This is a genomic window from Cohnella sp., assembly GCF_041640265.1.
Classification (GTDB): Bacteria; Bacillota; Bacilli; order Paenibacillales; family Paenibacillaceae; genus Cohnella.
This window is the reverse complement of sequence record NZ_JBEQAP010000084.1, coordinates 1-13,288: the sequence shown is the minus strand read 5'-3', so window position 1 is coordinate 13,288 and position 13,288 is coordinate 1. Positions and strand designations below refer to the sequence as shown.

The 13,288-nt window shown below is 53.7% G+C and carries 20 protein-coding genes; 1 reads left to right on the top strand and 19 read right to left on the bottom strand.

The annotated features are described in order from the left end of the window. Positions 1-222 precede the first annotated feature (222 nt). From ACESLK_RS29020 to ACESLK_RS28930, 19 genes are all read right to left on the bottom strand, one after another. On the bottom strand, positions 223-573 hold the full coding sequence (locus ACESLK_RS29020; RefSeq protein ID WP_373233318.1) for an N-acetylmuramoyl-L-alanine amidase family protein: 351 nt from the start codon (positions 571-573) through the stop codon (positions 223-225). Further along, positions 548-937, bottom strand: a complete 390-nt coding sequence (locus ACESLK_RS29015; RefSeq protein ID WP_373233317.1) for a hypothetical protein — start codon at positions 935-937, stop codon at positions 548-550. The genes ACESLK_RS29020 and ACESLK_RS29015 overlap by 26 nt, the downstream gene beginning before the upstream one ends. A 36-nt stretch (positions 938-973) precedes the next feature. Next, positions 974-1,117 carry an XkdX family protein gene (locus tag ACESLK_RS29010; protein ID WP_373233316.1) on the bottom strand — a complete coding sequence of 48 codons (144 nt, stop codon included), beginning with the start codon at positions 1,115-1,117 and terminating at the stop codon, positions 974-976. Further along, positions 1,118-1,462 carry a hypothetical protein gene (locus ACESLK_RS29005; RefSeq protein WP_373233315.1) on the bottom strand — a complete coding sequence of 115 codons (345 nt, stop codon included), beginning with the start codon at positions 1,460-1,462 and terminating at the stop codon, positions 1,118-1,120. 16 nt (positions 1,463-1,478) lie between these two features. After that, complete coding sequence (locus ACESLK_RS29000; protein ID WP_373233314.1) at positions 1,479-2,711, bottom strand: hypothetical protein; 1,233 nt, start codon at positions 2,709-2,711, stop codon at positions 1,479-1,481. After that, positions 2,711-2,998, bottom strand: a complete 288-nt coding sequence (locus ACESLK_RS28995) for a ketopantoate hydroxymethyltransferase (RefSeq protein ID WP_373233313.1) — start codon at positions 2,996-2,998, stop codon at positions 2,711-2,713. Before ACESLK_RS28995 ends, ACESLK_RS29000 begins: the two co-directional genes overlap by 1 nt. After that, complete coding sequence (locus tag ACESLK_RS28990; protein ID WP_373233312.1) at positions 2,995-3,579, bottom strand: putative phage tail protein; 585 nt, start codon at positions 3,577-3,579, stop codon at positions 2,995-2,997. The genes ACESLK_RS28995 and ACESLK_RS28990 overlap by 4 nt, the downstream gene beginning before the upstream one ends. Beyond that, the gene (locus tag ACESLK_RS28985; protein WP_373233311.1) at positions 3,572-4,651 is read right to left on the bottom strand and encodes a baseplate J/gp47 family protein; all 1,080 of its coding nucleotides are present in this window, start codon (positions 4,649-4,651) and stop codon (positions 3,572-3,574) included. Before ACESLK_RS28985 ends, ACESLK_RS28990 begins: the two co-directional genes overlap by 8 nt. Then, entirely contained in the window at positions 4,644-5,048 is a 405-nt protein-coding gene (locus ACESLK_RS28980) for a DUF2634 domain-containing protein (protein ID WP_373233310.1), read from the bottom strand. Before ACESLK_RS28980 ends, ACESLK_RS28985 begins: the two co-directional genes overlap by 8 nt. After that, a complete protein-coding gene (locus tag ACESLK_RS28975) occupies positions 5,032-5,484 on the bottom strand; it encodes a DUF2577 domain-containing protein (protein WP_373233309.1) in 453 nt (150 codons plus the stop codon). The genes ACESLK_RS28980 and ACESLK_RS28975 overlap by 17 nt, the downstream gene beginning before the upstream one ends. After that, complete coding sequence (locus ACESLK_RS28970) at positions 5,424-6,395, bottom strand: XkdQ/YqbQ family protein (protein WP_373233308.1); 972 nt, start codon at positions 6,393-6,395, stop codon at positions 5,424-5,426. Before ACESLK_RS28970 ends, ACESLK_RS28975 begins: the two co-directional genes overlap by 61 nt. Next, the gene (locus ACESLK_RS28965) at positions 6,392-7,069 is read right to left on the bottom strand and encodes a LysM peptidoglycan-binding domain-containing protein (RefSeq protein WP_373233307.1); all 678 of its coding nucleotides are present in this window, start codon (positions 7,067-7,069) and stop codon (positions 6,392-6,394) included. The genes ACESLK_RS28970 and ACESLK_RS28965 overlap by 4 nt, the downstream gene beginning before the upstream one ends. Then, entirely contained in the window at positions 7,062-9,179 is a 2,118-nt protein-coding gene (locus ACESLK_RS28960) for a tape measure protein (protein WP_373233306.1), read from the bottom strand. Before ACESLK_RS28960 ends, ACESLK_RS28965 begins: the two co-directional genes overlap by 8 nt. A 205-nt stretch (positions 9,180-9,384) precedes the next feature. Then, the gene (locus tag ACESLK_RS28955) at positions 9,385-9,804 is read right to left on the bottom strand and encodes a phage tail assembly chaperone (protein WP_373233305.1); all 420 of its coding nucleotides are present in this window, start codon (positions 9,802-9,804) and stop codon (positions 9,385-9,387) included. Positions 9,805-9,817: 13 nt separating this feature from the next. Next, complete coding sequence (locus ACESLK_RS28950) at positions 9,818-10,279, bottom strand: phage tail tube protein (RefSeq protein ID WP_373233304.1); 462 nt, start codon at positions 10,277-10,279, stop codon at positions 9,818-9,820. Positions 10,280-10,291: 12 nt separating this feature from the next. Continuing rightward, complete coding sequence (locus ACESLK_RS28945) at positions 10,292-11,608, bottom strand: phage tail sheath family protein (RefSeq protein WP_373233303.1); 1,317 nt, start codon at positions 11,606-11,608, stop codon at positions 10,292-10,294. 3 nt (positions 11,609-11,611) lie between these two features. Then, positions 11,612-11,800: a hypothetical protein gene (locus ACESLK_RS28940; RefSeq protein WP_373233302.1), complete on the bottom strand. Its 189-nt coding sequence runs from the start codon at positions 11,798-11,800 to the stop codon at positions 11,612-11,614. After that, positions 11,797-12,228, bottom strand: coding sequence for a phage tail terminator family protein (locus tag ACESLK_RS28935; RefSeq protein ID WP_373233319.1), 432 nt, complete (start codon positions 12,226-12,228; stop codon positions 11,797-11,799). The genes ACESLK_RS28940 and ACESLK_RS28935 overlap by 4 nt, the downstream gene beginning before the upstream one ends. Positions 12,229-12,482: 254 nt before the next feature. Next, on the bottom strand, positions 12,483-12,995 hold the full coding sequence (locus tag ACESLK_RS28930) for a DUF3231 family protein (RefSeq protein WP_373233300.1): 513 nt from the start codon (positions 12,993-12,995) through the stop codon (positions 12,483-12,485). A gap of 26 nt (positions 12,996-13,021) precedes the next feature. Here ACESLK_RS28930 and ACESLK_RS28925 point away from each other — a divergent pair. Next, positions 13,022-13,288: hypothetical protein (locus ACESLK_RS28925; protein ID WP_373233299.1), on the top strand; the 267-nt coding region annotated here is incomplete at its 3' end.

Below are 13,288 nucleotides of genomic sequence, written 5' to 3'. Positions count from 1 at the left end.
CGCAGCTTATCTTTTCTCGATTCAAATGGCATGGTATCTCTCCGTTCAAGGCATCTAACAAGAGTATACCATAGCCACAAAAATAGTTTCATTATTTGTGGAACGTTATACTAGAGACTTGTTAGAATCGGGATTCTCCATCCCCAGTTTCCGTAATTCGGGAGGATACCTATCGTTTCTGTGTTCGACATTTCCAGAGAGTCGTACTTTCGAAATTCAGGTTTATTTTGCGGCGTGTTCACTGGCGGCGGAACTTCTATAGTGAAAAGATTCGATGCCACGCTCTGTATTGAAGCCTCCCGCTCCAAACGCATTGGCATGTACTGAAATGTATAAATCCGCTTTTGCTTTATTGGCTGCATCTGTGCGCGTCCTCAATGTGGTATCCACATCAGTCGGTGCAACTAGCAGAGTACGGAATCCGCAGCGCTGAAGTTGAACATCCAATAGTGCCACGACGCGCCGATTAAATTCGTTTTCTCGCATCACAGTGCCGTCAGGGAGAGCTGGTGTACGTTTGCCCGCCGTTTCCATACCATGTCCATCATCAAGAGCGATCAGTTTCTGTGTCATTTTCGTTTTTCTCCTTTACCCATTTGTAGACATCAGGCCCACGACCACCCGTATATATAGGCTGTTTGACTTTTCCGGAGGGAGGGCTGAGAACCTTGTTGTGCATCTGGCCAGCAGCGGCAGCCACCCAAAAACCATTTGCGATCGAAAGCAGATAGAGCCGCCAATCGAGCGGATCGCCTCCTATCGCGAGTTGCGCCAAGGTCAGCATGACGGTCGAAACTATGACCGCATACAGATCAGTAGGCAGCCACGGCGCAACACGATCGATGGATTTTTTCGTATATTGAACGATGAGGAACACAAGCGAAGAGGCTCCCGCCAATGTGGCGAGAACCTCCCAAGTAAACAATTGACCTTCCATATGAATAACTCCTTCTAATAGAATTGGCCCCGCAATTTATGCGGAGCCTCCGTACGTCTCTTCTGTAATCGTCTCGTATTGATGAGTAGTAATCTTTCCCGCTACCACAAACTTGGCGACGTCGGCGTTGTTGTAGCGCCCGGCGTCGTAATGGCGTTTAACTGTTGCGTACCAGTCCATCTATAGCCCCCCCTTGTCGATGAGTTCGAGCAGCAGCGCAGCCTGTTCCGTTTCGGCCTGGTCGAGCCGGATTTGCGTATCGACAAGTTCGAGGGCGAGCATGGCGCTTTCGTTTTCGAGTTGCGTTATACGGTCTTCTGGTACAGGTACAGGAGGTGGCAAGGCCTCTAACTCATACTCACCTACCGTGATACGTCTCACAATAGAGCCTGGGGGCGTATTTAGAATGATTTCCGGTACTTCCTCCAGCATATCGTATTGTGTGCCCAATTCGTCAAATCCTTCAACGTCCGGGCTTGGGTGATAGCCTAATACATATTGTCTGTCGTGAATAATTGCTATCATGAAAAGCACCTCCGAATTATTGCACCACATCGTATTTGATCTTTATGTTTCTCACTTCGGAAGGAACGGGCGAACCCACGGAACCGCCACCGATAAAGAAATATACAGGTTGCAAAGTATTGATGCCCAACACCACATTGAACGTTTTCCATGTCCCATTTGACTCTTGGCCAAGAACCATAGGATGCGCGTGAGTGATGTTAACACCACTAACGACGGTTCCTATTGGTGTGCGGTAATCTACAGCGGTTTTTCTTACGTTTTCGCCAATCGAAGTGTTAAACGCAATAAGATTAGCGCTATAGGAACCGTTAACAGCCCTCCTTAGTTCGAATGACACTTCTACCTCCCCGAGCGCCTCCGGGATGAATACAGCAACCAGCATGCCCGTCATTTCCCCTGTATGCGCTCTGAGCGTATCAAATGATTTTTTTACGGTATTGCTTGGTACTGATACCCCACCGCCCACTCTTTTCCACCCCGTTCCGTCATAATATTCAAGCGCCCCAGAATTTACACGTATGTCTGCACTTGTCAGCAGTTTTTGCCATCCCGACCAAACGTTGAGGTATCTAGTTCGCATGTAAATTCCAGTTCCCGGTTCTGTCAGGGCATAGGGGATAGCGAGTTGGGAAATGTTTCCCGCTCCCGTCTTAGTGGCATATTCAAAGTTAAAAGGATGAAAATAGGCCAACGTATTAGAAGGGCCATTCGCTGCGTTACCCCTAAGCAATGTCGCGGCGGCACCGGGCCTTACATTAGTTACGTCATTCCAATCTAAAACCCCCTCCGTCGTTTTAGCGCCAAACTTATCGTCAACATATCTTTTTCTCGCAGCATGGGAATCTAATGTAGGGTCACCAGGCAATACTAGCTGTCCCGTCATTGTATCTCCTGCTTTATTAACTTTTGCCGCAAGGGCATTGGTTACTGTTGTTGCAAAATTAGGGTCATTCCCCAGTGCCGCAGCTAATTCCATAAGGGTATCCAATGCAGTCGGAGAGCCGTTCACCAGATTCGTAATTGCTGAAGCAATTGCCGCTTCAACCGATCCTTTGTTTGCAATATCGTCATCTGCGGTTGGATTGGCGATTTTTGCCCTGCCTTGTTCATCTCGCTTAACGAGCGAACCAGGCATTGCCGTCGTTGCCCCCTCAATTTCATCCGCAAGGTCATTAATCTCCTGCCCAATCTGATTCAAGTCCGCAGGCTGCACGACTTCATTCATTTGCCAATTCGTTTTTGCCATTAGGCCACAACCTCCTTAGCCTCAACCGTTTGAAGCATCTTGGTATCGGACGTAAGCGGCACATTTACCACGTCCGACGTAATCAGCACGTTGTCCGAGTCCCGCAGTTCGATCAACGTGATCAGCGACACATCGGCGACCGGCACAATGTAATTAAGAGCGACCATGCCGTCCTCGACCGCTCGGGCCGTGAAGTCCGTAATAACATAGGAACCATTCAAGACGACCTTCGCAATCCGGGAATCAACATACCCGGCAACGTCATGAAGAAACTGTGTGTTAATCATATGATTTGTTCCTCCGGTCCCAGGGTCGCGAACGGCTGCGTGCCGAGCTGCCACGATCCCAGCTTGTAATTCCATGCAATTTCCTGCTTGAAAATGTGCTCCTTCAGCCTGATCGTCGCGGCGGTCGAGGTTTGCTGCTGATAGATCAAGTTAGCCGGCTTGACCGTCTCCATCGTATACTGCACCTCGCGAAATACGTTCGCGTTTTGAATGTTAGCGGTGACGTAAAGCACGAAATTTTCCACATCCACCGAAACGATCGTCAATCCCGGCCCAACAAGCTGATCGAGCCGTTGCTGCAGGTAGCGCAGAGTGAACGGCGGCTTCGTCGAGTAGCGATTGACGATACGCCGACGGCGAAAATCGAGCGACTCGGCAGAGGGATCTGCCTGAATGCCAAGCATTTTCTCCCGCCGCTTAACGGCAGCCAGATCAGAGGTCATGACGAATTGATCGTTGAATAGCCGATCTACAGCATGACTTGAAAGTTGAAGCTCTGCGTCTTCGGTTCGTGCCAATTCGATAAAATCCTCAATGCCATCGTAAAACTCTGGCCAATACTCGCGAATCGGTTTACTCATGGACCGTCACCGTCCCCATAAGCGGAACCTCGTCCGCTCCAAGCGTCAGATTGGCAACTGTTCCGTTTATCTCCGTATCAGAGACATCTTCGATTCCCTGCACGGCAAGCAACCGGGCATCGATCTGAGCCGTCCTGACGATAAGCTGCTGCTGATGCGACCAATCCTGTCGCAGCTCCAGCAAATATGCACCGATTACGCCTTCGACATCGGCTTGTATCTGGCCTGGCGTAACGCCGCTAGCCAGCGTCAACGTCGTCTCCACATTGATTGCCTGGCCAGTTACACCTGCAATCGTCACCTCATGGCCGATTGGAGCATGGCCCAGTCCTTTTCCGCTGTTGATGATCGGATCAATTCGGCTCTGCACCTCATCAACCAATGTAGCGGTTGGTACGGTCCAGTCCGCTGCAATAATCGTGCATTTGACGGTCCCGCCGCCCTGCCACACTGGATAGACCTTAGTCGCCCCAACGCCGGGAATGCTGTTGACCCGCTGTTTGTAATCGGCGACGTTACCGCCGAATGCCGGCTCGTTGACGGCGGCATAAAACCGCTGCCGGAGCGCATCGTCCGATTCCTCGTCTTCGCCTGGCACCAGCACCTCGGCCAGCACCGCCCGGGACAGGTTGGCAACGTAATCGATCGGCAGAAGCGCGCCGAACTGTTCATTTCCTACGACACCTGCCGTTTCGCAGGTCAGCTTATAGGTACCGACGCCGAAGCGTTCTTGAATCGCATAAGTCAGGTCTCCGATTGCATACCTGCCTCCCAGAGGAACGTCCATCAAGGCATTGTTCGAATTATAAAACAGTCCTTTCCGTTCGGCGGCCGTCGCCCCGGCCCGGTTGACCCCGAACTCCGACGTTCTCCGGCTCAGGTACTCGCCGCTCGCCGTGTCCACAAAGGAGAGACTGTAGTTCACATCCAGCTCGATATACATTTGCGCAAGCTCGGCTGCCGCCGGCGCGCAAGCATCGTAGATCACGCTGCCTTCCCGCTTGTCGAGGGTGTCCGGCACCCGGGAGAGCATCCGTTGCAATATAAAGTCAAAAGTCATATGCTCATACACTTCGGCTCACCTCCTGCTCAAAACTGCCGTACATTGTCACCACGGTAAACCGGACGGAGATCTGATCGCCGTCCACTACGGCCCTCACGTTTTCAACCGCATCGATCCGGTCATCCGGCAAGAGCGCCTCCTCCATCATCCGGGCAGCCTCGGATTGGACAATCACGGGACTGCTGCCGAGCAGCAGCGCCAGCTCATGACCATAATCCGGACTGTAAATGTCATGCCGGAAGCGATCCGTCTGAAATACTTTGAAAACCGCTTGCTTTATCGCTTCCAGGCCGTCCGTCTTCCCGACAATCCTGCCCTTATCGAAATCCAGCTTCCAGGTGAGAGACGGTTGCTGCCCGCCATCCAACGGCTCGTCCAACAAAGCGGGATCAAACTCCGGGATCATCCGCATTCACCACCCTGTCCAGGAGGACATACTGTTGGCCGCCCTGCACACGCAGCAGCAGCACCTTGTCCCCGGCCTCGAGTCTGCGGCGGATGACGAGCGGCTCCTCGGGCAGCGCCGGCTCGGTCGTCTTCGTAGACGATCCGCTTGCGCTATCGTCCGTGTACCGGTGAGCATGCCGCAGCGGCACCTCGTAATGCGTCAAAGACTCCGGCACGATTAAAAACTCCGCTGGAAGAGTGAATCGTTGATCCACCCGGATCTCCAGCGGAGCCTCTGCCGTTACGACGCCAAACAGGACGGCGGCCGGGTTGCTTGCCGCCATAGCCGCCGTGGACGCCTGTTTGATCGTGTTCAATAAGCCTGCCATCTCGTCTACACCACCCTTAAATCCAATGTCATCGTATGATCGGCGCCGTCGAAGCGATGCGTGCATTCGTCCACCAGCAGCGCCTGATCCACCTCGTATTCGGAAATGACGATGCGGACGCGCATGCCGGCGCGCACTCGAACGTCGCCTATGGCGCTTACCTTCAGCGACTTCGTTTCACGATTTTTGATCTTGGCCAAGTTAAGCAGCAGCTCCTTGATCTGCGCCTCGTTCATATCCTCGTTCACGTTCTGATAGTGCTGCAGCAGCCCCCAGCGTTTGATGTTTACGCTATCCTGAGCCACATATACTTCTCGCCTGCCGGTCTTGTTATTGTCTTTATACAGCTTGATCCGATTGAACGTATCGCTGTCGATCGACTTCTTGACCTGATAATCGGTCATCAGACTGCTGTCGCCGACGATCAGATCAAGCTGCTCGCTGTTGACGTCCCGCAGGCAGAGAGCCCCGAAATCGTCGTACAGGCAATAGTCCCGGCCGGTGTTGGCGAAAGTCAGCGTAATCGCCTTGCTGATCATATCGATCAGCTTTTGGCTATCCTCCGACATCGTCGGGATGCGATAGCCGGTATCGGCGACGGTCCCCAGCTTCAGTTCGAAATCCTTGGCAATCCGCCGCAGCACTTCGGTGGCCGTCGCGCCGACAAACACATAGGTGTCGGTATTCATCAAATATCGGATCTGATCGTAAGCCGTAATCTGAACGGCTTCATCGCGCCCGCCTTCGATGCTGAAAATGTATCCGTGGAACAAGTCGGTCTGACCCACGCGAACACGGACGACATCCCCGTTGCTGTAAGAAAAATCGCGCAGCTGATAGAGGGGAGCCCCTTTAATCAAGGTGAAGGATAGGCTGCCGGCTTTTCCAATTCGGGCCGTCTTCCAGGTCAGCCCCTCGGCGATTTCGCTGACGTCCCATTCGCTGCCCTGCTTATTGATGATTTTGACGCGGATCATGGCAGCTTCAGCACCTTTCCAACCGGCAGCCGTTTGATTTCCGCGTCGGCAATGCCGTTCAGCTTCTGAATCTCCTTCCAGCGGGCGCCGTTGCCAAGCTGCTTCTGCGCCACCTTCCACAGATTGTCCCCTGCCGCCAGCTTATAGGTTTTAGGCTGCTGCTTCTCATTGGGACGGACGGGTCCGGCCTCTTTCTTCTGCCCCGTCATGTCCCGTTGAATCTTGCGGGCGGCATAGAAAACGTACTTGCGCAGCTTAATCGTATATTCGATATCTCCGGCTCCCCCGGCCGTCTCGCTCCAGGCAAACGATTCAATGCTGGCCGGGGTATTGATGTCGAACGTATCGCTAGTAAAAATAAACCGAATCGGCCGCTTGGTCTTCATCCATTTCTCGATCAATTTGATGTAATAGACAGGGTGCCGCAGTTCTTTCGTTGTGACGAACGGATACCGCTGCGCGGGAAAAAGACCACTGAAACTGTACTCGGTCAGTTTGCGGTCTTTAATGACGTTGATTTCTCCCAGTCCCGCCACATCGTAGGTTTTGCCTTGTCCGGATTCGCTCACTTCCATGGAGGCTGGATTGATCGGCACCGAAAGCACTTCAGTCCTGTTGTTAAAACTCAGCTCAACACCGTATACGTTCATATCGTCCCCCCACTCATTACCCATACGCAGCGTCTGCGGAAGCGGCAATATCCTGGTTAAGACTGTCCGTAATCCGCATGATGATCGTATCCAAATCGCTCTCGTTCCTGATGTGGGTATCCCCGAAAGAAATGCTGGGCGTAAGCGACACGAAGTTTTGAATGTTCTTCATCTCGGCCAGCTCGCGCATCATCTTGAGGTCCTCGCTGCTAATATCCACGGTATTGTTGATTCGGCCGACCTCTCCGACTTTGCCGATGTTCGGCGTCTCGTAGGGATTGTCTCCGAAGCCCGCGAAGGCTTCTGCGCCAACCCCCTTCGGCTTATCCAGATTGAATCCCTTCAGCTTGTCGGATATCCCCTTCATCCAACTCGAACCGGCGTCGTACCCTTTCTTAGCCTCATCGACAATGGACTTTTGCTCCATGCGCTGGACAACCTTATACCCCTCCGGCATTTCACCGACCCAATCTGACATTTGCTTTTGCAGGGAGGTGAGACCCCCGGCAAGATCGGAACCGAAAACCCAATCTATCGCTTCCGCAACTTTCTTGATCATTTCCAGCGTAGAATTAACGAAGTCCGCAAACAATTTCTTCGCAGAATAAACCGGATGATTAAACACGTTAAGAAAAAACTCGGCAAACGCCGCGTACCCGTTATACATTTCCGCGATAGAATTATAAACGGCAGTATACAACCCTCTAAATAACCCGACTACGAATCCCACGATTTGGTCGGCGGTCACGCCCATCTGGGTGAGCACATAAATGATCGCGACGATGGCCATTACAATCAAGACTACCGGCCAATACGCCGCCATCCATGCCGCAGCCTGCGCATAAAGCGCCGCAACCTGTGCGTAGAGCGCCGCGGTCGTCGCCCAGATTTTAACGATAATGACCGCAAGCAGCACGGAGCCCAGTGCGACCAGAATAGGCTCAATGATCGGCCAGTTCGCCGTGATGGCGTTGGCTATTGCTTCAATGCCGGTTACCATCGCCCCAAGCAGGAGGGCAGCCGCTTGAACGGCTAGTCCGACATTATTGATAAAGCCAGTACCGACGTCGCTGTTCAAGAAACCGTTAATTTGCTCGATAACGGGCCCGAAGGCTTGAAGAGCGTTGTTCTGTAACTGATTCCTGACGTCTCCGAAGGTACCGGGCAGCGATTCGAATTTCCGGTTTATGTCGTCCGATGCAGCAAACACCGCATTCTTCAGGATGTCGGCCGTAATTTTGCCTTCCTCCGATAATTTCAGAAGCTCGGCTTGAGACTTGCCGGTATAGTTCGCTATCGCTTGGGCGATTATCGGGGCATTTTCCAGCATGCTTCGAAACCCTTCACCCTCCAGCTTTCCTGTGACCATCGCTTGGGACAGCTGCTGCATGCCTGCCTGTTGCTCCCCGGCGTCTGCGCCGCTAACCCGGAACGACTTTTGCGCCGTTTCGGCGAAGGCGATGACCTCGTTATTGCTGCCGAATGCGTCCGAAGCCGCCCCCATTCGACCGACGGTCTGTGCCATGTCCGCATAGCTGACTCTGGATCGCCCGGCCCCCGCGAATACTTTCTGTTGCAACTGCTCGGTCGTCTGCAAGCCGTCGTTGACGAAGTCTAGCTTGGCGCGGATTGTCATATACTCGTCGCTGATTCGCGTCGCCGATTTCAAGTCCACGGACGACAGAAGCTTCTTCAGCATGTTGCTCCCGCCGCCTTCGCCTCCACCTCCGCCTCCGCCGCCGCTCCCGCCGCCTGAACCCCCGCCCCCGCCGCCAGGGGGAGGGATATTGCGTACAGCCTCGGACAATTGCCTGACCAAATCGATCAGTTGACTCATCAGCGAGGTCAGATTGCTGCTTAGTTGAATCGTAGCCGCGATCGTACCGATTCGCGACAGGATCTGCAGCCGCAAGGCTGCCGCTCTAGCCAAAGCTTGCGCGGTATCCAGATGGACTCTGATACGAATAGGCTGTATCGCCGACGTATTGAGGCTAACGCGGAGGATGGCGGGTCTCTCGACAAGCCTTCTCGTACGCTCCAGAGCAACGTTCAAGACGTAGACGCGGCTCGTGACCCGATCCAGCGCCCGGGACAGTTGATCCATCATGCCAAGGGCCGACGTTACGGTTGCCATCTTGCTCACCTCCTCGAGAAATGCGAATTTGGCTACCTCTTTTTCATTTTCGCTCTTTCACGGCTTTCTTTCTCAAGCCGTACTTGGATCATCGCCGTTAAGGCCGCCTTCTTCTTTCCGTTCAGGGCCGCGAAATCCCACGGCATAAGATGGAACTCGTGGAGGGCGTAGTAGGCGATATTCGCCTCGCCGTCGCCCTCCTCGATCAGTTTTTTACCTCTTCCACTAGCTCTTCCATATCGCGGTCGAAGCCGTTAAGCTCTTGAACCTTGCCCAGAAGCGCTGCGTACTCGCCGGCAAGCAGCATCTTCTTGAGCAGCGCCTCGGCCCCGTGTACGTTGTAGGAATTTTGCAGCTCGGCATTCTTCAGATCGGGATACACCACGCTGGCTGCGGCAATCTTCGCCATGTACACCTCCGGCTTGGTCTCCGGAAGACGCTGACCGCCTTTTCCTTTTACATATTGGGTCGAAGCTTTGCGGATCTCCTCGTTTTCTTCCTCCGACAGCGTACGAAGCTTCCAAGGAATCGTAGCTCCGTTGTCATCCTTGAATCGGTCGGAGACGGCGAACTCCTCGATCGTTTCCAATTGAACGTTGTGCGCGAAAAAAGCTTGCAGGCTCATCTTGGTCCTCCTCTTAATTAAGCTCGTTAAACAAGTCCGACAGCTCGTAATCGCTGAACGTGAACGGAAGCTCCTCTTCCAGCATGTCGTCCGAGGATGCATCGAACTTGGCGGCGATAATGCTGTCGAGGTTGCAATGGAGCAGCCTGGCCGTCTGCTTGCCGGCTCCCGATGTCGGGTCCTCGTTGGTAATCTGCAGCTCGAACCAGAAGTCTTTGCCCGTTTTAATATAATCCCGCATCAGCTGGCGGAACATGGATGTAACATAGTAGACCGTGAGCGTCCCGCTCCCCTTCCAGCCGGCAGAGCGCTGCGGCGTATTCGTCCGGCCGAGAATCGGGACATCGACCTTGTTCTTTTCTATCGTTGCCTCGATATTTTTGGCGTAGAACAATTCTTCCCTGCGTTCGCCGAACGCGGCATAGGCTCTGGCCTGCTTGCCGCTGATCGCATCGCTTTCTCTGAAAAATGCCATAGGAATCTCTCCTTACCGAACCGTAATGGTCGTGTAGATTTTTTCAATGCTGTCCACCGGCTGTACCGCCAGGTCGATGACCGTTACATCCGCCTCGGCGCCTGCCGTAACGGCAATATCCGTCTGGCCGTCGAAGCTCTGGATCGCGCTGATGTTTTGAAGAGTGGTCAAGTAGTTGATGCATTCGCCCTTAAGCAAATTGCGGCCATCGTCGTTATTCGGAACCTTGCCGAGATAGAAATTAGAGAAGATGCGAACGAGATCATTACTCGCAGCGTCCAACACGCGGATCACGCGGTTTTTCGAAAATGCCTTCCCCTTCTCCGGCGTGAACGAGGTGAGGGAGTTGATGTCCTGTTCGACGACCGCCCGTCCATTGTTTGCCGTAAATACGAGTTCTCCCGCCTGCAAAGCCGCAATAATCTGGCTGTTAGTGTATCTGGGGGAAGCATCCACAGCTCCGTCATAAGCCGCATAGGTGAGCGATTCGTTGACGTCGGCTCCTGCCGTTGCGCCAGCCACCCAAGCCGTTGCCTGAGCAGCCGAAAGCGCGGAGCCATTATCCAGAATGACGCCGTTTTTGACGCTGATGACCCCTTCATAGTCGGCGGATGGATAGTTCTCCAGCACGACTTGAATTTTCTTTCCCTCGTCGTCTCTCAGCCGCTTGGCGAAGGAAGCGAAAGCCGCTTTAAGCGCGATGTCCGTCGACGGCAGCGCAATCGTGTTGAAATCCTGCAGCTCGATAGCCGTAAGGTAATCGAGATAATCCTGAACTGTCGCCGTGCCGTTCGCCCCTCCGGCAAGAGGGACCCCGGCCGTAGCGGCCAGCTCGCCCGTACCTTCGAACGTCACCCATTCGTTGGACGCCAATTCGGAGATCGCCGATACCGTCTGAGAGTGTACCAGCTCGCCTTTCAGCATCGTCTTTACGTCGAATAAGTTCTCATCCTCGATATTCTTCGCGACAACAATCGCCAGATCGTTGCCGCGAATTCCGCCCCACTTGGCCGTAACCGTCAGGCTGCCGCTGGTCGCCGCTGCTTTCGTGCCTGTGTTGACGCGATATACCAGCAGCTTGCCTGCCCTCTTCAGCGCTTCGCCGATAAGCGACAGGGATTCATCCGCAATCGGATATCCGAGCTTATGCCGCGTATCCTCTCCGGCTTCAACCGTAATCACGGTCTTAGGCTCTCCCCAAGAAAGAAGGAGAGGAATCGAGACGACGCCTCTGTCGCCCAGCGTTCCTAGCGCTTTCGGAGCGCTTTCGATATTGACGTACACGCCTGGTCTTACTTTGTTCTGAGTGGTCCATGTTCCGCTTGCCATCGTTTATTCTGCCTCCCGTTTTAGGTTTTTTTCGAAAATGCCGGCCGCTTCCTTGACCGTGTAAGTCTCCTCATCGCCAAGCAGGCCTCGCAGCAGATCCTTCTCCACTGCGGTAAAATGCTTGGACGCAAGAAGCGCCGTCTTGCTGTGCTTGGCCGGCTGAGCGCCGGCTGCCGCTGCTTGCTTGCTCATGGGCGAATTCCTCCATTCTGTTCCAGCTTTCGCATCTTGGGGGCTTCCGCAGGAGGCATCCAGACGAAGAGCTGATAGGTAACGTAGAAACGAAGAGCTTCGCCTTCCATTTCGAACTTCATTCCGATTCCCCGTACCGGACGGCCTACCACATCGATTTGATTCAGCGCCGTCATCAACCGCTCGGCTGTCGCGTGCATTTCGTCGATACTTCGCTCGGGGTCCATGTACTGAATGACGAAGGGGAGCACCCAGCGAAATCGCCGATCCAGCTCCTGCGCATGCGAAGGCTCCGCCAGCTTGACCAGAAAATAAGGAAGGCTCGGCTGTTCCACCTCTTCGCTCCCGACCGCAACACCCGGAAATGCCGCCTCAAGCGCCTCCTCGACGGCTCGCCGAAAATCGTTAAGGGTTACCTGCAGTTTCATCACCTCCGGGATTCTGCGAGATCCATTGCCCGCGTTCGGCCCTTGTAGGCCATGTTCACCTGTTCCACTCCCCCTTGCCCGGCAACCTACCGCCGCATAGTAAAGGGCCCCGGAATTCTCATCCGTGGCCCGTTCTAACCGTTTATGACAATCGGAATAGACGTTTCTATCAATAGGTGGCATTCGTACGACAAACAAAAATAAAGGAGCAATCCCACTGACAAAGCCCCGATTTCTCGGGGCTTTCGGGTTGATTATACGTTTACCGGACGTTTGATTTGCAGAGGGGGTGGGATCAACCATCCTTTTTCTTTCAGAAGCCTTAGAATTCGCCCCGCAAGGATGACCTTTTCCGTATGATACTTCGCATATAGAGCGGCGATATCTTCCCGAATGCACATGGCCATTGCCGCGCTGCACGCGACAAGACCCCCGGAAATATCGACGCTGATGGCAGCGGCGATTTCTTGATCCATAAATCGTGCGCCTTCGGGAATGTCCTCCAGCTTTACTCTTGGCTTCTCGGCCATTGTAGGAGCCGGACTGATTCCGTTATCGTTGAGAAGTCGATCGAATTCCTCGATCTCTTTTGTCGCTTGGCCGATGTAGTCGGAGATCAGTTCTTTCAGGTCACGATCCCCGGCGTGATTTAAGTACACTTGATAACAGGAGACGGCTCCTTTGGCCATAGTCGAAGATCCCCATACGCTGGATATTTCGCCATAGTGCATCGGCTCATCCTTGGGGTTTCCGCTTAAAATTCCCATTGATTGACCCTCCTCATTCCTTTTATATGGTTGGCAACCGTATTATATTGTCATTTTCCAGGCGGAGCTATTCAAAGGTTTCGAACCTACTCCCGCTGATTCCCACAAGCAGGAGCAGCGAGGAAATTCCTCGCTGCTCTTCTGTGGATCAAATCCGGCTATTTAACCAGCGCCCCTTCACCCGTTGTCGGGTTTTTCGGCTTGCGGTGGAAGAGACGGTCGGCGCCTTTGTGGATGAGCGGGAGCACGTAGCGGTCAAGTCCGAAGCGTCCTGCGTTCGTTCCGGCGACGAC